Origin of the sequence: Citrobacter sp. Cf087, from assembly GCF_030334285.1 — a bacterium.
GTDB lineage: Bacteria > Pseudomonadota > Gammaproteobacteria > Enterobacterales > Enterobacteriaceae > Citrobacter > Citrobacter freundii.
Genome location: NZ_JAOWED010000031.1, coordinates 212,201 through 235,963 on the forward strand (window position 1 = coordinate 212,201; position 23,763 = coordinate 235,963).

20 protein-coding genes are annotated in these 23,763 nt (G+C 51.3%); 12 read left to right on the top strand and 8 right to left on the bottom strand.

Annotation, left to right across the window (positions count from 1 at the left end; genetic code table 11):
- The first annotated feature begins 6 nt into the window (after nt 1–6).
- Genes OGV57_RS17620 through ptsP form a run of 4 tightly spaced genes read left to right on the top strand, consistent with a single transcriptional unit; the run spans nt 7 to nt 5,916 of the window.
- Nucleotides 7–1,254, top strand: coding sequence for a PTS fructose transporter subunit IIC (locus tag OGV57_RS17620; protein ID WP_003028252.1), 1,248 nt, complete (start codon nt 7–9; stop codon nt 1,252–1,254).
- 17 nt (nt 1,255–1,271) lie between these two features.
- Entirely contained in the window at nt 1,272–2,357 is a 1,086-nt protein-coding gene (gene ypdF / locus OGV57_RS17625) for an aminopeptidase (RefSeq protein WP_054528626.1), read from the top strand.
- On the top strand, nt 2,357–3,397 hold the full coding sequence (ypdE, locus tag OGV57_RS17630; protein ID WP_054528625.1) for an aminopeptidase: 1,041 nt from the start codon (nt 2,357–2,359) through the stop codon (nt 3,395–3,397). Before ypdF ends, ypdE begins: the two co-directional genes overlap by 1 nt.
- Nucleotides 3,398–3,420: 23 nt before the next feature.
- Nucleotides 3,421–5,916, top strand: coding sequence for a phosphoenolpyruvate--protein phosphotransferase (ptsP, locus tag OGV57_RS17635; RefSeq protein ID WP_230121821.1), 2,496 nt, complete (start codon nt 3,421–3,423; stop codon nt 5,914–5,916).
- A gap of 43 nt (nt 5,917–5,959) precedes the next feature.
- On the opposite strand, the gene OGV57_RS17640 is transcribed toward ptsP, so the two are convergent.
- On the bottom strand, nt 5,960–6,139 hold the full coding sequence (locus tag OGV57_RS17640) for a hypothetical protein (RefSeq protein ID WP_071524306.1): 180 nt from the start codon (nt 6,137–6,139) through the stop codon (nt 5,960–5,962).
- Nucleotides 6,140–6,293: 154 nt separating this feature from the next.
- Here OGV57_RS17640 and OGV57_RS17645 point away from each other — a divergent pair, with 154 nt between their 5' ends.
- On the top strand, nt 6,294–6,677 hold the full coding sequence (locus OGV57_RS17645; protein WP_080953243.1) for a cupin domain-containing protein: 384 nt from the start codon (nt 6,294–6,296) through the stop codon (nt 6,675–6,677).
- A 37-nt stretch (nt 6,678–6,714) separates the two neighbouring features.
- Here the strand turns inward: OGV57_RS17645 and OGV57_RS17650 are convergent, their stop codons facing one another.
- Genes OGV57_RS17650 through OGV57_RS17660 form a run of 3 tightly spaced genes read right to left on the bottom strand, consistent with a single transcriptional unit; the run spans nt 6,715 to nt 10,040 of the window.
- A complete protein-coding gene (locus OGV57_RS17650; RefSeq protein ID WP_003839254.1) occupies nt 6,715–7,578 on the bottom strand; it encodes an AraC family transcriptional regulator in 864 nt (287 codons plus the stop codon).
- A 15-nt stretch (nt 7,579–7,593) separates the two neighbouring features.
- On the bottom strand, nt 7,594–8,328 hold the full coding sequence (gene ypdB, locus OGV57_RS17655; RefSeq protein WP_032936528.1) for a two-component system response regulator YpdB: 735 nt from the start codon (nt 8,326–8,328) through the stop codon (nt 7,594–7,596).
- 14 nt (nt 8,329–8,342) lie between these two features.
- Nucleotides 8,343–10,040 (bottom strand): sensor histidine kinase, encoded by a 1,698-nt coding sequence (locus OGV57_RS17660; protein WP_003028239.1) that lies wholly within the window; start codon nt 10,038–10,040, stop codon nt 8,343–8,345.
- Between the two features lie 387 nt (nt 10,041–10,427).
- On the opposite strand from OGV57_RS17660, the gene alaC reads away from it, so the two are divergent.
- Nucleotides 10,428–11,666: an alanine transaminase gene (alaC, locus tag OGV57_RS17665; protein ID WP_054528623.1), complete on the top strand. Its 1,239-nt coding sequence runs from the start codon at nt 10,428–10,430 to the stop codon at nt 11,664–11,666.
- 65 nt (nt 11,667–11,731) lie between these two features.
- Here the strand turns inward: alaC and ypdK are convergent, their stop codons facing one another.
- On the bottom strand, nt 11,732–11,803 hold the full coding sequence (ypdK, locus tag OGV57_RS17670) for a membrane protein YpdK (protein WP_010723117.1): 72 nt from the start codon (nt 11,801–11,803) through the stop codon (nt 11,732–11,734).
- 343 nt (nt 11,804–12,146) lie between these two features.
- Here ypdK and OGV57_RS17675 point away from each other — a divergent pair, with 343 nt between their 5' ends.
- On the top strand, nt 12,147–12,764 hold the full coding sequence (locus OGV57_RS17675; RefSeq protein ID WP_046670112.1) for a lysozyme inhibitor LprI family protein: 618 nt from the start codon (nt 12,147–12,149) through the stop codon (nt 12,762–12,764).
- A gap of 41 nt (nt 12,765–12,805) precedes the next feature.
- Here the strand turns inward: OGV57_RS17675 and lpxP are convergent, their stop codons facing one another.
- Nucleotides 12,806–13,726, bottom strand: a complete 921-nt coding sequence (gene lpxP, locus OGV57_RS17680; protein ID WP_003845019.1) for a kdo(2)-lipid IV(A) palmitoleoyltransferase — start codon at nt 13,724–13,726, stop codon at nt 12,806–12,808.
- A 440-nt stretch (nt 13,727–14,166) separates the two neighbouring features.
- On the opposite strand from lpxP, the gene OGV57_RS17685 reads away from it, so the two are divergent.
- On the top strand, nt 14,167–14,409 hold the full coding sequence (locus tag OGV57_RS17685; RefSeq protein ID WP_003028231.1) for a YfdY family protein: 243 nt from the start codon (nt 14,167–14,169) through the stop codon (nt 14,407–14,409).
- 106 nt (nt 14,410–14,515) lie between these two features.
- Here the strand turns inward: OGV57_RS17685 and pgtP are convergent, their stop codons facing one another.
- Nucleotides 14,516–15,907: a phosphoglycerate transporter PgtP gene (gene pgtP / locus OGV57_RS17690; RefSeq protein ID WP_054528622.1), complete on the bottom strand. Its 1,392-nt coding sequence runs from the start codon at nt 15,905–15,907 to the stop codon at nt 14,516–14,518.
- A gap of 415 nt (nt 15,908–16,322) precedes the next feature.
- Between pgtP and pgtC the strand changes: the two genes are divergently transcribed.
- From pgtC to pgtA, 3 genes are read left to right on the top strand one after another with little or no spacing between them, the layout of a single operon-like run.
- On the top strand, nt 16,323–17,522 hold the full coding sequence (gene pgtC, locus OGV57_RS17695) for a phosphoglycerate transport regulator PgtC (RefSeq protein ID WP_103790837.1): 1,200 nt from the start codon (nt 16,323–16,325) through the stop codon (nt 17,520–17,522).
- A gap of 11 nt (nt 17,523–17,533) precedes the next feature.
- Nucleotides 17,534–19,528, top strand: coding sequence for a two-component system sensor histidine kinase PgtB (gene pgtB, locus OGV57_RS17700; protein WP_170926233.1), 1,995 nt, complete (start codon nt 17,534–17,536; stop codon nt 19,526–19,528).
- A complete protein-coding gene (pgtA, locus tag OGV57_RS17705) occupies nt 19,518–20,765 on the top strand; it encodes a two-component system response regulator PgtA (protein WP_003839279.1) in 1,248 nt (415 codons plus the stop codon). Before pgtB ends, pgtA begins: the two co-directional genes overlap by 11 nt.
- A 105-nt stretch (nt 20,766–20,870) precedes the next feature.
- On the opposite strand, the gene OGV57_RS17710 is transcribed toward pgtA, so the two are convergent.
- Nucleotides 20,871–21,410 (bottom strand): DUF2058 domain-containing protein, encoded by a 540-nt coding sequence (locus OGV57_RS17710; RefSeq protein WP_003839289.1) that lies wholly within the window; start codon nt 21,408–21,410, stop codon nt 20,871–20,873.
- A 373-nt stretch (nt 21,411–21,783) separates the two neighbouring features.
- Between OGV57_RS17710 and OGV57_RS17715 the strand changes: the two genes are divergently transcribed.
- Nucleotides 21,784–23,682 (top strand): methyl-accepting chemotaxis protein, encoded by a 1,899-nt coding sequence (locus tag OGV57_RS17715; RefSeq protein WP_003839290.1) that lies wholly within the window; start codon nt 21,784–21,786, stop codon nt 23,680–23,682.
- Nucleotides 23,683–23,763 lie beyond the last annotated feature (81 nt).

Sequence of the window (23,763 nt, forward strand, 5' to 3'; positions counted from 1 at the left end):
TTACATATGGCCATTAAAAAACGCAGTGCAACCGTTGTGCCTGGCGCATCTGGTGCGGCAGCGGCAATAAAAAATCCACCGGCCTCCCGCAATAGCTTCTGGGGCGAACTTCCGCAACATGTGATGTCGGGTATTTCACGCATGGTGCCGACGTTAATTATGGGCGGGGTAATTCTCGCCTTCTCGCAACTGATCGCCTATAGCTGGCTCGATATTCCTGCTGACACTGGCATCATGGATGCGCTGAACAGCGGAAAATTTACCGGTTTTAATCTCTCATTACTGAAGTTTGCCTGGCTGTCGCAATCTTTTGGCGGCGTGCTGTTTGGTTTTGCTATTCCGATGTTTGCCGCGTTTGTCGCCAACTCCATCGGCGGCAAGCTGGCGTTTCCGGCGGGGTTCATTGGCGGGCTGATGTCTACTCAGCCGACACAGATACTGAATTTTGACCCATCAACGCTGCAATGGGTAACCAGTGCTCCGGTTCCGTCAACCTTTATTGGTGCGCTGATTATCTCGATTGTCGCCGGGTATCTGGTGAAGTGGATGAACCAAAAAATCCAGCTGCCTGATTTCCTGCTGGCATTCAAAACCACCTTTTTACTGCCCATTCTCTCCGCCATTTTCGTCATGCTGGCGATGTATTACGTGATAACGCCGTTTGGCGGCTGGATTAACGGCGGGATCCGTACTTTGCTGACGGCGGCTGGCGAGAAAGGCACGCTGATGTACGCGATGGGAATTTCCGCGGCAACGGCGATTGACCTCGGCGGCCCGATTAATAAAGCCGCAGGTTTTGTCGCCTTCAGCTTTACTACCGATCACGTTCTGCCGGTCACCGCGCGCTCTATTGCGATTGTCATTCCGCCGATTGGCCTCGGGCTGGCCACGCTTATTGACCGTCGCTTAACCGGCAAACGCCTGTTCAGCGCACAGCTTTACCCACAGGGGAAAACGGCAATGTTCCTCGCATTTATGGGCATCAGCGAAGGGGCGATCCCGTTTGCACTGGAAAGTCCCATCACCGCAATTCCTTCTTATATGGTTGGCGCCATTGTCGGGTCGACGGCTGCCGTCTGGCTGGGGGCCGTGCAGTGGTTCCCGGAATCCGCTATCTGGGCGTGGCCGCTGGTCACTAACCTCGGCGTTTATATGGCGGGGATCCTGTTAGGCGCGGTGATTACGGCGCTGATGGTGGTGTTCCTTCGCCATCTGATGTATCGCAAAGGCAAGTTGCTGATTGAAAGCCTCTGATTAAAAGGATTGTAACTATGAGCTTACTTGCTTCACTGCGCGACTGGTTAACGGCGCAACAACTCGACGCGATGCTGTTGTCATCACGGCAGAACAAACAGCCGCATATGGGGATCTCCAGCAGTTCAGGGTTTGTGTTTATCAGCCATGAAAGTGCGCATATCCTGGTTGATGCCCGTTACTACACCGATATTGCCACGCGTACTCAGGGCTATCAGATCCATCGGCTCGATGGAGCGCAGACGCTATTTTCGCAGGTGAATCACATTATTGCGCACGAAAAGCTGCAGACGGTGGGATTCGAAGGTGAGCAAGTAAGCTGGGAAACGGCGAACGCGTGGGCGGACAAACTGCGCGCCCGACTGGTGAGCGCCGTACCGGATGTGCTCCGGCAGGTGAAAACGGCGCAGGAAATAGCCTGCATCCGCGAAGCCTGCCGGATAGCTGATCTCAGCGCGGAACATATACGACGCTTTATTCAACCCGGTCTCAGTGAGCGCGAAATTGCCGCTGAACTGGAGTGGTTTATGCGCACGCTCGGCGCAGATAAAGCTTCTTTTGACACCATTGTCGCCAGCGGCTGGCGCGGTGCGCTGCCACACGGCAAAGCCAGCGACAAACGTGTTGAGGCGGGTGAGTTCATCACGCTGGATTTTGGCGCGCTGTATCAGGGTTATTGCTCGGATATGACGCGAACCTTTCGCATCCCCGATGCGAACCAGCCAGCGGAAGAAAGCGCGCTGTTTGCCGTGTACCAGATTGTCCTTGCGGCGCAGCGTGCCGCGGTGGCGGCAATTCGACCAGGTGTGCGATGCAATGAGGTAGACGCCGCAGCCAGGCGGGTCATTACCCTGGCGGGCTATGGTGATGGGTTTGGTCACAACACCGGACATGCTATCGGCATTGAAGTGCATGAAAACCCACGTTTTTCCTCCGATGACACAACACCTCTGGTCGCTGGCATGCTGCTCACCGTTGAGCCGGGTATTTATCTGCCGGGGCAGGGGGGTGTGCGTATTGAAGATGTTGTGCTGGTTACGCCTGACGGCGGCGAGGTGCTCTATACCATGGCGAAAACATTGCTACACACGGGAGAGGCGTAATGGATTTATCGTTACTAAAGGCGCTGAGCGAGGCGGACGCGATCGCCTCGTCAGAACAGGAAGTGCGGCAGATCCTGCTTGAGGAGGCGGATCGTCTTAATAAAGAGGTGCGCTTCGATGGTCTGGGATCGGTGCTGATCCGTCTCAATGAATCAACCGGTCCGAAGGTGATGATCTGCGCGCATATGGATGAAGTGGGATTTATCGTGCGTAGTATTTCCAGCGAAGGGGCGATCGATGTATTGCCGGTGGGAAATGTGCGTATGGCGGCCAGACAACTGCAGCCGGTGCGGATCACCACCCGTGAAGAGAGCAAAATTCCCGGTCTGCTCGACGGAGAGCGCTGCGGTAATGAGGTCAATACGCTGCGGGTAGATATTGGCGCGCGATCTTATGATGAGGTACTCCAGGCCGGCGTACGCCCCGGCGATCGCGTCACATTCGACACAACCTTTCAGGTCTTGCCGCACCAGCGAATCATGGGCAAAGCCTTTGATGATCGTCTTGGATGTTATTTGCTGGTGGCGCTACTACGTGAATGGCATAACGCCATACTTCCTTGCGAGGTCTGGCTGGTGGCCAGTTCCAGTGAAGAAGTGGGACTGCGCGGAGGACAAACGGCTGCACGCGTTGTCGCACCGGATGTGGCGTTTGTGCTGGATACCGCCTGCTGGGCCAAAAATTTTGATTACAGTGCGGCCAACCATCGGCAGCTCGGCAAAGGTCCGATGCTGGTGCTGAGCGATAAATCGCTGATTGCACCGCCAAAGCTGACGGCGTGGGTTGAAAGCGTGGCCGCTGACGCGGGTATTTCCCTGCAGCTCGATATGTTCAGTAACGGCGGCACCGACGGCGGGGTGGTGCACGTAAGCGGCACAGGGATCCCAACGGTTGTCATGGGACCCGCCACACGGTATGGACATTGCGCGGCGTCGATTGCCGACTGCCGGGACATCATCCAGACGCAGCAGCTGTTGTCGGCTCTTATTTCACATCTTACGTGCGAAACCGTGGCTCATCTGACGGATTTCAGGTGCTGATTTCGCGCTAATCAGGAGTTGTTATGCTAACGATTCAATTTCTTTGCCCGTTACCCAATGGTCTGCATGCGCGTCCGGCGTGGGAGCTGAAAGAACAGTGCAGCCAGTGGCAAAGTGAGGTGATATTTATTAATCATCGCCAGAATGCGCGGGCGGATGCGAAAAGCTCGCTGGCGCTGATAGGTACCGGAACGCTGTTTAACGACAGTTGCAGCCTGTCCATTACTGGCCGCGATGAAGAACAGGCCCGGCGAGCGCTGGAGGAGTACCTGCAGCACCGGTTTATTGACAGCGATAGCGTTCAGCCGACCCCGGCGGAACTGGCGGCGCACCCGTTGCCACGTTCGCTGATTCGCCTCAACCCGGACCTGCTGTACGGCAGCGTGCTGGCAGGGGGCGTAGGAGCAGGTACGCTCACGCTTTGGCAGAGTGATAACCTGGAAAGTTATCGTGCGATTGCGGCGAGTGCGGAAGACAATACCCGGCTGGAGCATAGTCTGGCGACGCTTGCCGAACAGCTCAATCAGCAGCTGCGCGAGCGCGACGGCGAGAGTAAAACCATCCTTAGCGCGCATCTGTCTCTGATTCAGGATGACGAGTTTGCCGGGAATATTCGCCGCTTAATGCTGGAGCAACATCTGGGGCTAGGGGCGGCAATCATTGCCAATATGGAGCTGGTGTGCGACAAGCTGTCGGCCTCCGGTAGTGATTACCTGCGCGAACGCGTTAGTGATATCCGTGATATCAGCGAACAGTTGCTGCACATCACCTGGCCTGAAAGACGGCCGCGTAATGCGCTGGTGCTGAATAAACCGACAATTCTGGTTGCTGAGGATTTGACGCCCAGCCAGTTTTTAAGCCTCGATTTGCAGCATCTGTCTGGCATGCTCCTGGAGAAAACGGGGCGCACTTCGCATACCTTGATCCTTGCCCGTGCGTCAGCTATTCCGGTACTTAGCGGCTTGCCGCTGGCGGCCATTAACCGGTATTCCGGGCAGCATGCGGTACTGGATGCCCGATGTGGGGTATTAGCCATCAATCCAGACGATGCCGTTCGCGGCTATTACGCGATTGCGCAGAAGCTGGCCGATGAATGCCAGCGGCGGCAGGCGCTTGATGCCGCCCAGCCTGCGTTGACCAAAGATCATCAGCGTATTGACGTTGCAGCGAATATCGGTACCGCGCTGGAAGCGCCGGGAGCGTTTGCCAATGGTGCGGAAGGGATTGGGCTGTTTCGTACTGAAATGCTGTTTATGGATCGCGACAGCGCACCTGATGAGCAGGAACAGTTTGAAGCCTACCAGCAGGTCTTACTGGCCGCGGGCGACAAGCCGGTTATCTTTCGCACCATGGATATCGGTGGCGATAAGAACATCCGCTATCTTAATATTCCGCAGGAAGAGAATCCGTTCCTGGGCTATCGCGCGGTGCGGATTTATCCGGAGTTTGCCGGGCTTTTTCGCACTCAGTTGCGCGCGATTTTACGGGCGGCGACCTTCGGCAATGCGCAACTGATGATCCCGATGGTGCACAGCCTCGACCAGATTTTATGGGTAAAAAGCGAACTGCAAAAAGCGTTGGTGGCGCTGAAAGCGGACGGCTTACGTCATGCTCCGACAATCTCATTGGGGATTATGGTTGAAGTCCCTTCGGTGTGTTACATCATCGACCATTTCTGTGATGAGGTGGATTTCTTCAGTATTGGCTCAAATGACATGACCCAGTATTTGTACGCCGTTGATCGCAATAACCCGCGCGTTTCGCCGCTGTACAACCCGATTACGCCGTCGTTCCTGCGCATGTTGCAGCAGATTGTTCGCGTGGCGCACGAACGCGGTAAATGGGTGGGTATTTGCGGCGAACTGGGCGGTGAAGGACGTTATTTACCGCTGCTTCTGGGCCTCGGGCTGGACGAGCTGAGCATGAGCAGCCCACGTATTCCGGCGGTAAAAAGCCAGCTTCGTCAACTGGACGGTCGGGCATGTCGTGAGCTCGCCATGCAGGCCTGCGAATGCCGTAGCGCTCAGGAGATAGAAGATCTGCTAAACCAGTTTGCACCGCAGAAAGATGTGCGTCCGCTGCTGGCGCTGGAGAACATCTTTGTCGGCGAATCTCTGAGTAACAAAGAGCAGGTGATCCAGTTCCTGTGCGGCAATCTTGGCGTTAATGGACGGACTGAACATCCGTTTGAACTGGAAGAGGATGTCTGGCAGCGCGAAGAGATCGTCACCACCGCCGTCGGCTTCGGTGTGGCTATTCCGCACACGAAATCCCAGTGGATCCGCCATTCCAGCATCAGCATTGCCCGGCTTCTGCAGCCCGTTGACTGGCAGTCTGAGATGGGTGATGTAGAACTGGTGATCATGCTGACGCTGGGTGCCGATGAAGGCATAAACCACGTGAAGGTCTTCTCGCAGCTGGCGCGCAAGCTGGTGAACAAGCAGTTCCGCCAGTCGTTGTTTGCCGCTGAAAATGCTGAGAGCATTCTTGCGCTGCTGGAGGCAGAACTGACGTTTTAAGTTTGATAGCAAGAGTGGATAAGCGGGTCAGAAAGGGAAATTATCAATCAGAGAACGGTAGTTTCCCGGCCCTCAACAGCGTCATCTCTTGCTTGCAGAGCAGAACTACCGCCTGGCGACCTTTAACACGGCGGGAGGTCAGGGCTCTTTTCACGGTCCGACGATCCGCACCTGATTCCAGCATCTGAAAACACATCAGGGAGAGTGCACGTCTGTTCTTCATCGTATATTCACTTTATTGAGTAAGCCTGCAGGGTTTAGCTAAAGGCCGTTATTTTACAACGATCCTGGCTGAGATTACGAATCGTACAATAAATGACCGCTGCTGATATAATTTAAGAGCGGCCATGCGCGTAATCAACCTAAGGAGGTGCGCAATGGACAAAGCAGAAGTGAAGTCATTTGGTCTTCCAGACGAAGTTCGTGAGTTCCCTCACGGGCGACTGGAGCTTCTCGATGTGGGAGGTGCAATCGTCGGCCGTGCTGTCCTGGAGCCAGGCTGGCGGTGGTCTACGTCAGTTCAACCTATCGCTGGAACGAAGAGTTGCGAAGCCCCTCATTTTCAGTACCACGTTTCCGGTGTGCTGCGGATAAAAATGGATGATGGCAGCGAATTTGATTGTAAGCCCGGTGAGCTGTCGCGCATTCCTCCAGGCCATGATGCCTGGGTGGTTGGCGATGAATCCGTGGTGATTGTTGATTTCCAGGGAATGGTCAATTGGGCTAAACACACAGACATCGGCTGTAACGACTCACCATAAAGCAAAGATGCGGCGGCCTTGGCAGGTGTTGACATAATCAACGCGCTGACTGAAAACGCGCGCCGTACTCTCCCGGCGTCAGGCCAAACTGACGCCGGAACAGGCGGCAGAAATAATCACTGTCATGGTATCCACACCGCTGTGCGACTTCGCTAATCGACAGATGGTATTTCTGCAAGATAATGCGCGCCTTCGCCATTCTTACCCACCGCAGATACTCGACGAACCCCATAGTGCCGTGCTGGGCAAACACTTTTGACAGGTGATTGGGTGTGATATTAAAAAACTGCGCCACGCTTTCGCGAGTCAGCGGCTGGGCATAGTTATCTTGTATCCAATTACACATACTATGATAGAGAAATTCAGCGCGTGGGCGCTCAGTGTCTGGGCGGGTATTCACCACGCTACGACACAGATGCAGCAGACTAAGCACCAACGGCTGAATGATATCCTGGGCCTGAGGAGAGCGGCTTAAATGCGTTAATGCGGTGAGCATCGCCTCGCCTTCGCCGCGCTGTGGATGGGGTAACTCAATACGGCGTACCGGACGAAGCAGCGATGCGGTTCGATTATCGTAAAAAGAGAGTCCCAGCCATGCCGGAGAAAAAACCAGGCTCAGCAGCATCACGGGTTTGTCGCCGCCGGGCAGATTGGCCGCTTTCGCCGGGATAAACAGCATGTCGCCTTCTGCCAGGTTATGCTGCTGTTTTTGCAGTTGGTTGCTGTATTCCCCACGTAGCACGATATCAAGGCGCGGAAGATCAATACATAAACTGCCGGTCGGTAACGTGGTGGGCTGGGTTGCGAACCACACGTGCCCCAGACGCTGTGGGTTTAACACCAGGCCACTGAACAGATCGGCGAAAAACTGTTGGTCTGCGGGAAGGCCTGGCTCTTTCATCGCTCTTTCTCTGCGCTATAAGTGCATTAACTGTCTGAACTCTTTCACTTTACTCCGACTAACCGGGATTTCAAATTCCAGATCTTTTAAGCGCAAAATATAGGTATTGTTAAACCAGGGTTCGATCTCGCGGATTTTATTCAGATTCACGCAGAACGAGCGGTGGCAGCGGAAGAAATGCGAAGCCGGCAGTTTGCTGCAAAATTCGGTGATGTTCATCGGCATCACGTACGATTCGCGCCGGGTGTAGACAAACGTCATCTTTTCATGGGCTTCTGCGTAGTAGATGTCGTTGATCGGGGTCACGATGATCCGCTCATCTTTGATCAGGTTGATCGTATCGTTTTCGCGGGCCACCGGACTGGCGGGCGAAGTTCCCGTTTGCTGCTGTTGCCAGGCGGCTTCCAGCTTTTGCAGCATGCTGACAATGCGTGATTCCTGGTACGGCTTCAGAATGTAGTCAAAAGCTTCCAGTTCGAAGGCTTCAACGGCGTGCTCTTTCCACGCGGTAATAAACACAATAAAGGGTTTATGCGCGAACTGGCTGATATTTTGTGCCAGCAATACGCCGTCCAGCGAGGGAATATTAATATCCAGAAAAATGGCGTCAACGCGGTTGTGCTGGAGATATTTCAGCACGTCCAGACCATCGTCAAACGTGCCGACAATCTCCATCTGGCTGTGCTCTTTTATCAGCCAGCTCAGTTCCTGTTGGGCCAGGAATTCATCTTCAACAATGATGACTTTCACGACTTCACTCCTGGTTAAAGCAACAATGTGGCCGGTGCGGCTGCGGGCGAATGCTGATTCGGTACATAAAAGGCAATCTCAGTGCCTGGCTCCAGACGGCGGATATGTAATCCCTCACCGTAGAGCAGCTTAACGCGATGGTGCACATTCAACAGACCAATTTTATTGCCCGGCATTTCATTGGATTCGACCCGTTCAATCACTTTTGGATCGATACCGTGGCCCGTATCCCGCACAGCAATACGAACCCGGTTACCACACTCCGCCACGCTGATGGTAACCACGCCTTTCCCTTTGCAGGGCTGAATCCCATGGACGATAGCGTTTTCTACCAGCGGCTGAATCAGCAGGCTGGGGATATAACAGCTTACCTCTTCATCGATATCATAAATAACCGTTAGTTTGTCGCCAAAACGCGCTTGTTCGATGGCGATGTAATCCTTGATTTGATACAGCTCTTTTTTGATGTCGATCTGCTCATCGTCTTTTAATTCGATATTGTAGCGAAGATAACGCGACAAATTAAAAATGAGCTGGCGTGCGGTGTCCGGGTTAAGTCGCACCGACGACGAAATTGCGTTCAGGGCGTTAAACAGGAAATGGGGATTTATTTTACTTTGTAGTGCGCGTAGCTCTGCCTTATTTGCCATTTCACGTAGCTGTTCCGCCCGGGAAACTTCAAGCTGAGTCGAGATAATTTGCGACAGGCCAATAGCCATTTCCTGCAGCGAGGAGGTTATCTGGTGGGCGTGACAGTAGTAGATTTTTAGCGTACCGGTGACAACACCTTTCTCCCACAGCGGGATCACCAGCATGGAGTGTATTTCCGGTGTGCGATGCGCTTCATCATTGTTTTTAATGATGATTTTTCCGTAATTGATCGCCTGCTGCGTGGTAGGACTGACGAAATCATCGTTATCACGGTAGTTAAGTTCCCCCACGCCAACGTAGGCCAGAACGTGCTGGGTATTGGTAATTGCGACGGCGTCCGCATGGATGTCATGGCGAATAATTTCGCATACCTGGCGGAGCGACTCGCTGTTAACCTGCCGAAAAAGCGGCAAGGTTTTGTTGGCAATATCCAGCGCCAGCTTGGCCTGCTTCGCGGCGCTGGCCTCTTTCTCGCCCTCCACGCTTTGCACTAGCATGACGATAAAGCCAATGCAGACGCTGCCCAGGATCATTGGGATACCGATTTTTGAGACAATATCCAGTCCCAGTGCGGTAGAGGGGGCCCAGACGACGACGAGGATCATCGTCAGGGATTCGCACAGCATTCCGCCTAAAATGCCTGCTCGCCAGTGCTGCGCTTTAGGGATCTTACGGTTGATCCACCCGGCAATACAGCCTGCCAGAATACTGGTGATAAAACAGGGCAGGGCGGTGACGCCGCCGATGTCGATCAGATAGCGGTGGGTACCCGCGATGAGGCCCGTAATGATACCGACCCACGGGCCAAACAGAATCCCCCCTGACATGACCGCGATAATACGCACGTTAACCAGTGAGCCTTCAACCGGTACGCCGGACCAGGTACTGAACAGGGCAAACATTGAGAAAATCGCGGTAACGGCGAGCAGCTCTTTTGGGGAGTGGGCTGATTTGTGCAACAGTTCGCGGAACAGGCGGATACGAATCAGGAAAAACAGACAGAACAGCATCAGTGCTGCCCGGTCAAATACCGCCAGCAGCATATTGAATATTTCGTGCACGGGTGACTCTTGCGCAAGGGTTAAACCTCTATGATAGGTAACCTGGGCCAGGATGACCAGCACCCACGCAGCCTGTGCCTAATGAGGAAAAACCATAACATTAAAAGGGGATTGTTGCATGATTGTTGTATTTACAATACCTGTCCTGTCAGCGCTGCATTCAAGGTAATGTATTTAACAACAAAATGTTAAATGATGGTAATTTTAAGCAGGTTGTGAAAATGAATATTTCCTCATTTTACTATGTTGTTCCTCTTTTTTGTCAGGAAAAAATATTTTGTTTTGCCTCTCGACAGAAGGAAATTATTCAGGCTATTTTCTAAACGTGCCACCATCGTGGCAGCGTCGCTCGGACGGTCCGGGCGCTAACGTTAATCTGAGGATATTATGGCTGACTCCCGCCCTGAACGTCGCTTTACGCGTATTGATCGCCTTCCCCCGTACGTTTTTAACATCACGGCTGAACTGAAGATGGCTGCGCGTCGGCGCGGCGAAGATATTATCGACTTCAGCATGGGGAACCCGGATGGGGCCACGCCTCCTCACATTGTTGAAAAACTGTGTACCGTGGCGCAGCGCCCGGATACGCACGGTTATTCCACCTCTCGCGGTATTCCGCGTCTGCGTCGGGCGATTTCCCGCTGGTACCAGGAACGCTATGACATTGAGATCGATCCTGAATCCGAAGCCATTGTGACCATCGGTTCCAAAGAGGGACTTGCGCACCTGATGCTGGCAACGCTCGATCACGGTGATACGGTCCTCGTACCCAACCCAAGTTATCCCATCCATATTTATGGCGCGGTGATTGCCGGCGCGCAGGTACGATCTGTGCCGCTGGTCGAAGGCGTCGATTTCTTTAATGAGCTGGAGCGCGCGATTCGCGAAAGCTATCCGAAACCGAAGATGATGATCTTAGGTTTCCCGTCGAACCCGACGGCACAATGCGTCGAGCTGGAGTTCTTCGAAAAAGTTGTGGCTCTGGCTAAACGCTATGACGTGCTGGTGGTTCACGACCTGGCCTACGCTGATATTGTTTATGACGGCTGGAAAGCGCCATCGATTATGCAGGTACCGGGCGCTCGCGATGTCGCAGTTGAATTTTTCACTCTGTCGAAAAGCTACAACATGGCGGGCTGGCGTATCGGTTTTATGGTGGGCAATAAAACGCTGGTGAACGCGCTGGCGCGAATTAAGAGCTATCACGATTACGGAACCTTTACACCGTTACAGGTTGCGGCCATCGCCGCGCTGGAAGGCGATCAGCAGTGCGTGCGAGATATTGCAGAGCAGTATAAACGTCGTCGTGATGTGCTGGTCAAAGGGCTGCATGAAGCTGGCTGGATGGTCGAGATGCCCAAGGCCTCGATGTACGTTTGGGCGAAAATTCCAGAGCAATACGCCGGGATGGGGTCACTTGAGTTTGCCAAGAAACTGCTGAACGAAGCGAAGGTATGCGTTTCGCCGGGGATTGGGTTTGGTGATTATGGTGATACGCATGTGCGTTTTGCGTTGATTGAAAACCGTGACCGTACCCGCCAGGCTATTCGCGGTATCAAAGCAATGTTCCGTGCAGATGGCCTGTTACCGACCAGTGCAAAATCGGCTTCTGAAAGTACCGACTGACCGAATGTTCCCCCAAAATGCAAACAGGAGCCTTATGGCTCCTGTTTTTTGCTGCGTCTTTTAATTTAGATCATCAGGGCGAAAGTACCGGCCCAAACGATGACCATAAAAGAAATGCCCATAAAGAAATATTTCACTTTTCATCTCTCCGCATACCTTGGGTATGTCTAAATGAACATATGCTTACCTGACAGAGAGCTGATGCACGCATAAACGAAATGGAGAATTCCCCTCGTTTACTTGGCTGCATCACCTCAGAATTCTGAGCTTTAATGCTCCAGACGGCGCTAATGTACGCCTAAAAATGAGGTGAGACAAGAGGCATTTTTTTATTTAATTTTAATAACTTACAAGTGTCGTGATTCGGCGACAGTTTAATTTCTCTCGGTAATAAATTGCTATTGAGCGACGGAATGCTTACTCGGATAGTTCTCATATCGCCATGATGTTAATGCGGTTAATTTTTCGCGGAATTTAATAATGAAAAGGTTAAAAATGACCAGGTTAATGATGTTAGCACTCGCTCTTACGCCGTTGACGTCGATGGCGGCCTCGCCGCTGGCGTTCAATTTCAGCTGCGCAAGTATTGGTGGTGTGAATAGTGATGGTAAAGGCAATGTCTGGATCGATGGCGCGAAGGCGACGGTGAAGGCTTTCAATGAAAACTATTGGGAGGCGACAAGTGGTAAAAATACCGTTTCTATCTCCCGCAAAGATGACGGAAATCCGGACGTATCCTGGACTGGACCTAATCGTAAGCACGGGGTTTGCCTGCCGGAGGACAATATTGATTACTCTCCAGCGAAAAAATCGACCAACGCTGGTCCGTCTTACTCCTGCTCTGCTGTTCAAAAGGGAAGTGCGGAAGATATTATTTGCCAGAGCCCATCGCTCTCTGCAATGGATCTGAAATTGAACGAAATTTTTAAACAGGCACTGGCTAAATCGAAGAATGATCCGATGTTAAAAGCAGAGCAGCGCGGTTGGATCAAAGGACGCAACGAGTGCTGGAAGGAGAAGGATGATGAGCCAGCCTGCATTGCCCGAAGCTATAGCGAACGAATGACTGAACTCCACAATAAATGGGGCGTGAAGTAATTCAGCCGTAGAAAAAAAGAAAGGCCTTGCGGCCTTTCTTTTCAGATATACAACGAGGCTTCACCCATCGGGCGCGTTTTGAAGCGACGGTGGATCCAGAGATACTGCTCGGGGGCGCGCATGATCTCTTTTTCGATAATTTTATTCATATAGGCCGCTGCCTGGCACTCATCAGCCGGGTAACCTTCCATTTCAGGCGTGATGAACAGGCGATAACCTGAGTTATCTGCTTTTCTCACCATGGTTACGGTCAGCATCGCTGCACCCGACAAACGCGACAGCACGTAAGTACCGTTGGTGGTTGCCACATCTTTGACGGCAAAGAAGGGGGCAAATGAGCTTCCTTTACGACCGTAGTCCTGATCGGGGGCAAACCATACGGCTTCTCCTTTTTTGAGAGCGCCGACAATACCACGCAGATTATTTCTGCCGATCATCGCCTTGTTGGAGCGCATACGACCGCGGGTTTGGATCCACTCCATCAACTTATTGTTGTGCGGGCGATAGGTCGCCATCATTGGCTGACAAAGTCCCATTACGCGGCCACCCAACTCGAGCGACATAAAGTGTACGCCTACAACCATCACACCACGATTTTGCAACTGGGCGCGTTTCAGGTTGTCCAGTCCTTCTACATCAAACCATTTACGCACTCGACGGTCCGGCCAGAACCAGGCCATACCTGTTTCAAGTAGCCCCATGCCGAGTGAACGGAAATTCTCATCGACCAGTTTGTCTCTTTCTTCCTGCGACAAATTTGGGAAACAGAGTTCGAGATTTTTACGTGCAATAGATTCACGGCGTTTTAAAAATGGACGAGCCAGCGTTCCTGTACGGGTACCAAGAAAACACAATACGGGATAGGGAAGCTGTACCAGTAACCAGAGCACTCCAACACCAAACCACGTGAGCCAGTAGCGCGGATGCAAAAACGCGCGTGAAAATTTACATTGGGGGAACATAAGCACCTGTTGTTGATACGAAATAGATGTATCGCGAAGATTCTTTGTCTTTCGCTTTACTCTCTTTACTGATCGTTAGGCCGCCATGAACGACATTGGTTCCTGTAAAGAGTGTAAAACTGAGTCAGGACAAAACCACGAGGGGGCATGAATGATCGGACGCACAATGTACACCCGAAAATTAATGTCAGCCAGAAATAATTACTCAAGATTCGTAAATGTTTTTAAGGCGATTAAGAACAAAAATTAACCTATATATAATCCGTTGTTTTTATGCAGATTAAATAAATGTCTGCCCGAGAGAGTAATAGTATGCAGGTGAAGGATTTTTGTAACTAAGATGTTGCTGAAATTGCACGAGGATAGGAATTGTCTTAGAATATAAAGTTAAGGGAGTGTAAGGACTTACGTTAAGTTTACGGCAAACAGGAGGTATCGCTATGCTCTATTTCTGGATCTTTCTCGCTCTGAGCATTTTGTGCGTCAGTTGCTATATCTGGCAGGTTATGGGCGCTGCGGCGTCAATCAGCGCTTTTCTCGGCATGGCCATCCTTACGGCATTAATTTACTTTTTTACTATGCGATTGACCAATGGTAACGAAATGGTAACCGGGTTATTCCTGTTTCTTGCTCCTGCTTGCGGTTTGATTATTCGCTTTATGGTGGGTTACGGTAAGCAATAATTTGGAATGTTACGTTTAGCAATAAATTATCACGTTGAGCTTTTTTATTTATCTGAGTTATTGAAGTGCCAGCATCGCTGGCACTTTTTTGTGAGAGCGAAATGAATTACCGGGCATCCGCCAACTGGAGTGAGGCTTCCTCGTGCTGAGCATTTTTTCGCTGCTGTTCGAGCTCCAGCGCGCCACGATGAGAGAGGTAGCAAAACAGGATGCAGCAGACAATCCCACCCATCAACAGATAGAATCCGCCATGCCATCCCATTTTGTCGACCATTACGCCAAACAGGCTGGTTCCCAGCGACGCGCCAAAAATGTAGCTCATAAATCCGCGTAAACCTACCGCTGACCCCACTGCGAAGCTGGGGACGATTTCCATCGTCTGAACAGAAGCGAGGAACTGTGGAACATAGATCAGGCAACCCACAATGGCGGCAAAAATAGTGACCATCAGCAGGGATTCACTTTTCCAGTAGCCGATCAAACAGACGAAAATCAGCGCCATACAAATCATGGCCAGCGGCATGCGACGGCCTTTAAACAGTTTATCGGTAAGCCAACCCGCCAGTAATGTGGAAGGGATTGCTGCCCATTCAAAAAACAGAAAAGCGATGCTCATTTGCTCTTTCGAAAAATGTTTTTCGGTTAACAGATAAATAGGCAACCAGCTAATCATGCCAAAACGCACCATATAGACGAAGACATCTACCAGTGAAACATACCAGGCATTCTTATTACGCAGCACATAAGTGCAGAAGATCTGGAAGGCACTCATATTTTCTGGCGCCTGGACAGCGTGTCGGGAATTTAATACGACTTTTTCTTCCGGCATCATTTGTTCCAGAGCCGGTAAGCCTTCCTGGCGCGGTGAACCTTTCCCGAGCATTAGCACAATAAAAGCGAACAGGACGGCCACACCGGCCGGAACAATATAGCTAGCACTTTGCCAGTGCTCGCTCCCCAAAATGGCAAAGGCGGTACCCACGATCGGGGCAACAATACCACCGCCAACATTGTGAGAGATATTCCAGAATGCGCCAACGCGTCCACGTTCTTTACGCGGAAACCAGTTGGCAATGGTAATAAATGAAGGGCCAACGCCCATACCCTGGAACAAACCATTGAAAACGACCAGAGCGGCAAAAATCCAGAATCCGGTACTGAATCCTAACCCGACGTTTACAATGGCGCACAGAATCAGGCCGCATGCCATAAAGACCTTAGGGCTGGCCTTGTCTGCCAGGCTGCTCATAATGCCTTTACTGATCCCATAAGCAATAAGCATGCAGCTGCTGAGTAGACCAATTTGTGTGGCACTGAGATCCAGATGTTCCTTCAGGTACGGTGTTGAGAGCGTGAAGTTATTGCGCACAATATAGTACGCAAGATAGCCAAGAAATACGCTGAGTAATGCCTGAATGCGGTATCGGCCATAAGTTTCCTGGACTTTCTCCGCCGGGACTTTATTTGCCGCTGGCCCTGCTTTAAATATTGATAACATATCATCACCTAAATTTATATTGATGTGAATATCAGGATTTTTCGCAGTGAAGAGTGAAATAAACGGCAGAGAAACTCAAGTTGATGAAATGAGTCACTATTGACACAATTTGTGGATTGCGTAGCTGATTTTGACTCTTTTTAAATAATGGATTTTAAATTCTATTCTTTTACGGACGTTTTTATCATCAGCGTGTGCGGATATTAACAAATTCAGGCTGCATTTTCGGGTATTCTTTACCGATGCCGTCACTTTCCGTTTGGTTATTCTACGAATAACCTTATTCTTAACTCTGGCAGTGATAAACGGGTAAGTTTTGTCTCAATATTATTTTTTGCACATGTTGGTATTTATGAACGGGATCACAAACAGACTTTTGGACCGGGGGCGTTGTTGGGCGATCTCGCTCTGTTTTATGTCGCTGTCGGTGAGTTGTCTGGCGCAGGGTAAAGAGCTGGTAATGGCAACAACCTTTTCACCGGGGGCAACGGCCTGGATTATTCAGCGTTGGCAGACGGAACCGGGGTCGGTGATGATTCGCACATTAAACCGGACCAGCAGTTCACTGGAACAACTGCTTGATACTGCCAATGCGGAGAACGTCGATTTGATTTTGACCTCGTCGCCCATGCTGTTGCAGCATCTTCAGGAGCATCAGAAGCTGGCGCCCTTCGATAATGTGCTGCCGGAAAGCCAGCGGCTGGTGCCGGACTCGATTCGTTCTACCTCCGTGGCTGTTGCGATATCTGGTTTTGGCCTGTTGATTAACCGTTCTGCGCTGGCGGCGCGTCATTTGTCGCCTCCTGCTGACTGGGGGGATTTAACGCATCCTAAATATCAGAACGCTTTGTTAATGAGTAGCCCATCGCGTTCCGATACCAACCATCTGATGGTTGAATCGTTGCTACAGCAAAAAGGGTGGGAAGAGGGCTGGGCGACATTACTGGCGAGTGCTGGAAATTTGGTGACGATTTCATCACGCAGTTTTGGCGTAGCCGACAAAATTAAGAGCGGCCTAGGCGTTGCGGGGCCGGTCATTGATAATTATGCCAACTTGCTGCTTAACGATCCTCACCTGGCATTTACCTATTTTCCACGCTCGGCGGTATCGCCAACCTATGTTGCTGTTCTCAATAACAGCCAGCACCCCAATGAAGCGCGTCGTTTTATCCGCTATTTGTTAAGCCCGGAGGGACAGCGGATCCTTGCGGATGCGAATACGGGGAAATACCCGGTAACGCAGCTCGCATCTGATAATCCCCGCGCTGCTCAGCAGGCCATTTTAATGAACCAGCCTGCGCTTAATTATCGGCTGATCCTTAAGCGGCAACAGTTGGTGCAGCGGATGTTTGATACCGCCATCAGTTTTCGTCTTGCGCAACTAAAGGATGCATGGCGGGCGCTATACAGTGCGGAAGCTCGCCTGAAACGCCCGCTACCCGAAATCAGAGCCTTACTGACCAGCGTTCCGATAGATGCCAAAAGTAGTGAAGATGAAGCCTGGCTTGCGCAGTTTGATAATAAAAGCGTTGCCGAACAGCAGATGATGGAGTGGCAGCTCTGGTTTCTTAAAAATCAGCGTCAGGCGATATCAAAACTGGAAGAATTAAAATGAAAGGGGGATCGATACTGCACCGTCTGCGTCAGCTCAGCATCAGCAGCAGTCTGCGAGGAGCCTTTCTGACGGGCGCATTACTGACGTTGAGCGTAAGCTGCGTCAGTTTGTACTCCTGGCATGAACAGAGCTCGCAGATACGCTATTCGCTTGATGATTACTTCCCGCGCGTGCATTCCGCTTTTTTGATTGAAGGGAATCTCAACCTGGTTGTGGACCAACTTAATGAATTCCTGCTGGCTCCCAATACGACGGTAAGGCTGCAACTGCGCAATCAGATAATCTCGCATCTGGATAAAATCGAAGTGCTGAGCAGGGGGTTGCAACCAGCAGAACAGCAGCAACTGGCGGTGATTTTGCAAGACAGCCGGGCGCTGATGGCGGAACTGGATCGGGTGCTCTACAACATGTTCCTTGTACGCGAAAAAGTGAGCGAACTTTCCGCGCGCATTGATTGGCTACATGATGATTTTACTACTGAGCTGAATTCACTGGTGCAGGATTTTACCTGGCAGCAGGGGACGTTGCTGGATCAAATCGAGGCCAAAAATGGTGATGCGGCGCTGTATCTCAAACGTGCCCGAGAGGTGCAAAACGAGCAGCAGCAGGTTTACACCCTGGCAAGAATTGAAAACCAGATCGTTGATGATTTACGCGACAGGCTTAATGAACTGAAATCGGGTAGCGACGACGGAATGCTGGTGGAGAATCACATCCGCTACCTGGAAAATCTGAAGAAAACGGCGGATGAAAATATCCGTACCCTTGATGACTGGCCCAGCACTATCACACTGCGACAAACTATCGATGAGCTGCTGGAAATCGGGATGATGAAAAATAAAATGCCCGATACCATGCGCGATTATGTCGCAGCGCAAAAAGCGCTCGTTGATGCCAGCCATGCCAGAGAGGCCACACTTGGGCGCTTTCGAACACTGCTTGAAGCGCAACTGGGGAGCAGCCATCAGCAAATGCAGACGTTTAACCAACGGCTGGAACAAATTGTTCGTGTCAGCGGTGGACTTATCCTGCTGGCGACGCTGCTGGCGCTACTTCTCGCCTGGGGGCTTAATCACTTTTTCATTCGTTCGCGTCTGGTGAAACGTTTTACTGCGCTCAACCAGGCCGTGGTGCAAATTGGTCTTGGCAGAACGGATGCCACTATCCCGGTATATGGACGCGATGAACTGGGGCGTATCGCAGGCTTGCTGCGCCATACTCTGGGCCAGTTGAGCGCGCAAAAAAATCAGCTGGAGCAGGAAGTGACAGAGCGCAAAGAGATTGAATCCGATCTTCGCGCAACGCAGGATGAGCTGATCCAAACCGCAAAACTGGCAGTGGTCGGCCAGACTATGACCACGCTGGCGCACGAGATTAATCAACCGCTGAATGCGCTGTCGATGTACCTGTTTACGGCGGGGAGGGCAATTGAACAGGGGCAATCCGCTCAGGCCAGAAGCACATTAACCAAAGCGGAGGGACTGATTACTCGCATTGATGCCATTATCCGTTCGCTGCGTCAGTTTGCGCGCCGAGCCGAGCCAGGTACGCCTCTGCATCCGGTCGATCTCCGACAAACGTTCAATGCTGCCTGGGAACTGTTGTCCATGCGGCATAAGCCACAGCAGGGTACGCTGACGCTCCCAGATCGGAGCGTGTGGGTGGCTGGTGATGAAGTGCGTATTCAGCAGGTGCTGGTAAACGTCCTGGCAAATGCGCTGGATGCCTGTCCGGTAGCGGCGAAAATAGATGTTCACTGGCAGGCCGAAGGCAGCCGGTTGTGCGTATTTATCAGCGATAACGGCCCCGGCTGGCCAGGGGCATTATTACCATCACTGTTAAAACCGTTTACCACCAGTAAGGATGTTGGCCTCGGTATTGGCTTATCGATTTGTGTATCGTTAATGATGCAAATGAACGGCGAACTGCGCCTGGCGTCAACCCCGGGGCGCAATGCCTGCGTCGTTCTGCAATTTAATCTGACGGATGTAAACGATGTTGAGTGATGAATATTCTGTTCTGCTTATTGATGATGATGCCGATGTTCTCGACGCTTACACCCTGTTACTTGAACAGGAGGGATATCATGTATTCGCATGCAGTAACCCTTTTGATGCCCGAAATTGGTTGCAGGCCGACTGGCCAGGGATTGTCCTGAGCGATGTGTGTATGCCTGGCTGTAATGGAATCGACCTGATGACGTTGTTTCATCAGGATGACAATCAGCTTCCGATCCTGTTGATCACCGGGCATGGCGATGTTCCGATGGCGGTGGACGCGGTGAAGAAAGGGGCGTGGGACTTTCTGCAAAAACCGGTTGATCCTGGCAAACTGCTGGTGTTGGTAGAGGATGCGTTGCGTCAGAGAAAATCTGTGATTGCACGTCGTCACTATTGCCAGCAAAAGCTACAAGTTGAACTGGTCGGCTACAGTGACTGGGTTAATCAGTATCGCCAGCGTTTACGGCAACTGGCGGAAACGGATATTGCCGTCTGGTTTTATGGCGAGCCGGGAACCGGGCGTATGACCGGGGCCCGTTATTTACATCAACTTGGGCGCAGCGCTGAAGGCGCGTTTATTCGCGGTGAACTGACGCCCGGGAACTCGGAACAACTCAATGACCTTATTGCCCAGGCGCAAGGGGGAACGCTGGTTCTGAGCCATATTGAGTGCCTGACGCGTGAACAGCAGCACCATCTGGTGCATTTGCAAAGCCAGGAGCGACGTCCGTTTCGCCTAATTGGCATTGGCGCCACTTCGTTGGTGGAACTGGCGGCAACCAACCAGATTGTGGCCGAACTCTATTACTGTTTTGCGATGACGCAAATTGGTTGCCAGCCGTTGTCTCAGCGCCCGGATGATGTTGAACCGCTGTTTCGCCATTATCTGCAGAAAGCCTGTCTGCGTCTGAACCATCCTGTGCCTGAGATTGACGGGGAATTACTAAAAGGTATGCGGCGTCGCGTGTGGTTAAGCAATGTTCGGGAACTGGCCAATGCCGCCGAGCTTTTTGCCGTTGGGCTATTGCCACTGGCTGAAACCGCGAATCCGCAACTGCATTTGCCTCAACCGACACCGCTCGATCGTCGGGTCGACGAGTACGAGCGGCAGATCATTACTGAAGCGCTAAATATCCATCAGGGGCGTATTAATGAAGTCGCGGAGTATCTACAAATCCCGCGTAAAAAACTCTATTTACGCATGAGAAAATACGGACTGAGCAAAGAACACTATAAGTTTTAGCAGGCGGAATGTGGGGATGAAGAGACGTTGACAGTATTTCGGTGGCAGCGTGAGCGTTCACCGAAATATGTGACGAAATTCCGGGTGATTATTGAGGGGTTTTGCTTACCACATCAGATCATCAGGAATGACAAAATCAGCATACGGATCGTCTTCATCCTTAGCTTCCTGGCTCAGTTCGCAATTAAGCACGATATAGCTTGCATCGCGCTGGGCAATCTTGTCGGCGACGACTGCCGGAATGATGGCGTATTCGCTCTCGCTACCACTTTCAGCCGTCAGACGGGCAATAGCCAGACGGCCCTTGATCAACTGAGACTGAGTCACCTTATCAACATAGACTTTTTTGATCAGATTATTGTCAGTAAAGTTGTAACCAATATCGCCACGGGTAATGGTGATTTTATTCATTTCAATTAGTTGCTTGATCTGCGCTTTATACTCTTTAGACAACGTGGCCTGCTTCTGTTGTTCGCTGAGTTGCTTATCACGCTCGATCTGCGCTTTTTTATTCTCTTCAACCGCTTCTCTGGCTTCACGAGCCTGAACGCGCGATTTTTTCGCCGTTCTCTGCACTTTCGCCATTTTTTTGCTGCTGACCAGACCCGCTTTAAGCATCTGTTCTTGTAGGGTAAGTTTTGTCATTGTCGCTTCTAATCCAAAAAATCATTGTAAGGATTATAACCTTAACGTTCGGTGGGACGCCAGAATGATGGCCGTAGTCACGGCTGTTATCTCGGCTGCTATCACTGTCCTGAGTCTCTCTCCCTTGCTGAATCAGTTGATGATTACCTGATTTTTTTAATAAAAAATAATATGCCGAATAAGTTAATAAGATGGAGCATAGGTTTGCAGATTCACATTAGACAGCGTTTTATTCTGATTGAAGTAATTAAATAGAGTTATCCTGGTAAATATTTAATCTAAAAAACAAACAGTTGCCCATTGCTCAAATTTAAAGAGCCGCTTCTTTACGCCGATAACCATAATGAAAATATGGACAATGGAGGGAAGTGGCATGTGGTGGGTTTATCGAATGCCGATGAAAATGAAGTTAATAATCGCGCTACAACCACTATTACTGGCGTTGTGTTGGTTTGCAGGTTCAGGAATATTGACGCGTATTGAGACAGAACGGCAGATGGAGAATATTGCCCAACTGACAGCGCTCGCACGCAGTGCTGGAAATGTGGTGCATGAACTGCAAAAAGAACGGGGAATGAGTGTCGGATTTCTGGGGGCTGCAGGGACTACGTTCAAAGATGAGTTAAACGCACAGCGGGCTTTGACCGATCGCGAGATCGAGGTATTCGTGCGCTCGTTGTCCGATACTGCATTACCGGAAGGGGATGTTGCTACCTCTGTCGCTGCGTTTAAGAAAAACATTCTTTCGCTCGCCACCATCCGGGAAAATGTCACGCAGTTGGGGCTTCCAGCCGCAGATGTGGTCAAGTTTTACACCAACGTCATTGCTGATGTGCTGAGTTTTGTCGGTAAGTTGGGGCAGTTGACGGATTCTGGCGAAATGGCAAACGCATTCGCCGCCTACTACAATCTGCTGAATTTGAAAGAACAAGCGGGTATTGAACGGGCACTGTTATCAAATATCTTTTCCTCCGGTCATTTCGCCGACGGACAGTTACATCAGCTCAGTGATGTCGTCAGTAAACAGAACGTCTGGCTGGCACAATCGTTGCGCCTGAGCTCGCCTGAACAGGCGGCCATGTTGAAAAATCGCTTACAATCTGCAGAAGCGTCAAAAGCCCTCTCATTTCGTGAAACCGCGTTTAATCATGTCGAGAACGGTGGATTTGGTGTCGATCCTACTACCTGGTTCAAAGTACAAACTCAGCGTATTGAAGTGATGCGGCAGATAGAAAATGTGACGGCGAATTTTCTGTTGGCGAATGCAGAAAAACTCGCGCAGGATGCACGAAAAAACTGGCAAATATATATGGTCGTCAGCTTGTTAGCGCTACTGGCATCATTGACCTTCGCTGGAGCCATCGCAATCAATATGCATCGACAATTCAGCGACACGCTGCGCAAGATTGCGGGGATGAATGGCGATCTGACTCAACGTCTGGCGACGCCGGGTAAAGATGAGCTTTCCTCACTTAATCGTGCCTATAACACGATGCTGGAAAGTATTCAGCATATCGTACAGGAGATTAAACAAGGCGCCGTGGTTTTGTCCGATGCCAGCAGCAGTATTACGGTGGGAAATCAGGATTTGGCTCAACGTACAGATGAACAGGCTGCATCAATAGTACAAGCCGTGGCCAGTATGGAGCAGCTATCAACTGCGATTACGCAAACAGCGGATAATGCCCGCGAAGCGGAGCATCTGACAATCAGGTTGGAAAAAGAGGTCCGACAGGCCAGTAACGTTGCCACTGCGGCGAACCAGAGTATGGGGGATATTCGCGCTTCCAGTGAGAAAATATCGAATATTGTGACCTCAATTGATGATATCTCGTTTCAGACTAACTTACTGGCGCTGAATGCGGCAGTGGAAGCTGCGCGGGCAGGAGAGATGGGCAGGGGGTTTGCGGTTGTGGCCAGTGAAGTGCGGAATCTTTCCCAGCGTTGCGCCAAAGAAGCTAACCAGATCCGCGAGCTGGTTGCGCAGAACATGGTTAAAATTAGTGAGGGCGTTGAGCGGGTCACGGCATCAGCTACCGCGCTGGAAGCGGCAGCGGACAATACCACCAGTATGAAGCAATATATTGCGGATATCGCGCGCGTGGCGACGGAACAGTCGCAAGGGGTAACCCAGATAAACCAGGCTCTGCGACCGATGGAGCAGGTTACGCAGCAAAATGCGGCGCTGGTTTCTCAGGCCGCGAGCGACAGCCAGCGGCTGGACAATCTGTCGGTCACCATGAAGGGGCTGGTCAATCGTTTTGTTGTCTGACATGACGCCGCTGTACCGATCCGGTAAACGCGCCGGATCGGTCAGTTGTCGTCATCTTAGTGTGATGGTATGAAGCAAATA

Bases quoted from the DNA above. Each gene is read 5' to 3' on its own strand.
- OGV57_RS17620 (WP_003028252.1), top strand. From the start codon at position 7: ATGGCCATTAAAAAACGCAGTGCAACCGTTGTGCCTGGCGCATCTGGT.
- ypdF (WP_054528626.1), top strand. From the start codon at position 1,272: ATGAGCTTACTTGCTTCACTGCGCGACTGGTTAACGGCGCAACAACTC.
- ypdE (WP_054528625.1), top strand. From the start codon at position 2,357: ATGGATTTATCGTTACTAAAGGCGCTGAGCGAGGCGGACGCGATCGCC.
- ptsP (WP_230121821.1), top strand. From the start codon at position 3,421: ATGCTAACGATTCAATTTCTTTGCCCGTTACCCAATGGTCTGCATGCG.
- OGV57_RS17640 (WP_071524306.1), bottom strand. From the start codon at position 6,139: ATGAAGAACAGACGTGCACTCTCCCTGATGTGTTTTCAGATGCTGGAA.
- OGV57_RS17645 (WP_080953243.1), top strand. From the start codon at position 6,294: ATGGACAAAGCAGAAGTGAAGTCATTTGGTCTTCCAGACGAAGTTCGT.
- OGV57_RS17650 (WP_003839254.1), bottom strand. From the start codon at position 7,578: ATGAAAGAGCCAGGCCTTCCCGCAGACCAACAGTTTTTCGCCGATCTG.
- alaC (WP_054528623.1), top strand. From the start codon at position 10,428: ATGGCTGACTCCCGCCCTGAACGTCGCTTTACGCGTATTGATCGCCTT.
- OGV57_RS17675 (WP_046670112.1), top strand. From the start codon at position 12,147: ATGAAAAGGTTAAAAATGACCAGGTTAATGATGTTAGCACTCGCTCTT.
- lpxP (WP_003845019.1), bottom strand. From the start codon at position 13,726: ATGTTCCCCCAATGTAAATTTTCACGCGCGTTTTTGCATCCGCGCTAC.
- OGV57_RS17685 (WP_003028231.1), top strand. From the start codon at position 14,167: ATGCTCTATTTCTGGATCTTTCTCGCTCTGAGCATTTTGTGCGTCAGT.
- pgtP (WP_054528622.1), bottom strand. From the start codon at position 15,907: ATGTTATCAATATTTAAAGCAGGGCCAGCGGCAAATAAAGTCCCGGCG.
- pgtC (WP_103790837.1), top strand. From the start codon at position 16,323: ATGTCGCTGTCGGTGAGTTGTCTGGCGCAGGGTAAAGAGCTGGTAATG.
- pgtA (WP_003839279.1), top strand. From the start codon at position 19,518: ATGTTGAGTGATGAATATTCTGTTCTGCTTATTGATGATGATGCCGAT.
- OGV57_RS17710 (WP_003839289.1), bottom strand. From the start codon at position 21,410: ATGACAAAACTTACCCTACAAGAACAGATGCTTAAAGCGGGTCTGGTC.
- OGV57_RS17715 (WP_003839290.1), top strand. From the start codon at position 21,784: ATGTGGTGGGTTTATCGAATGCCGATGAAAATGAAGTTAATAATCGCG.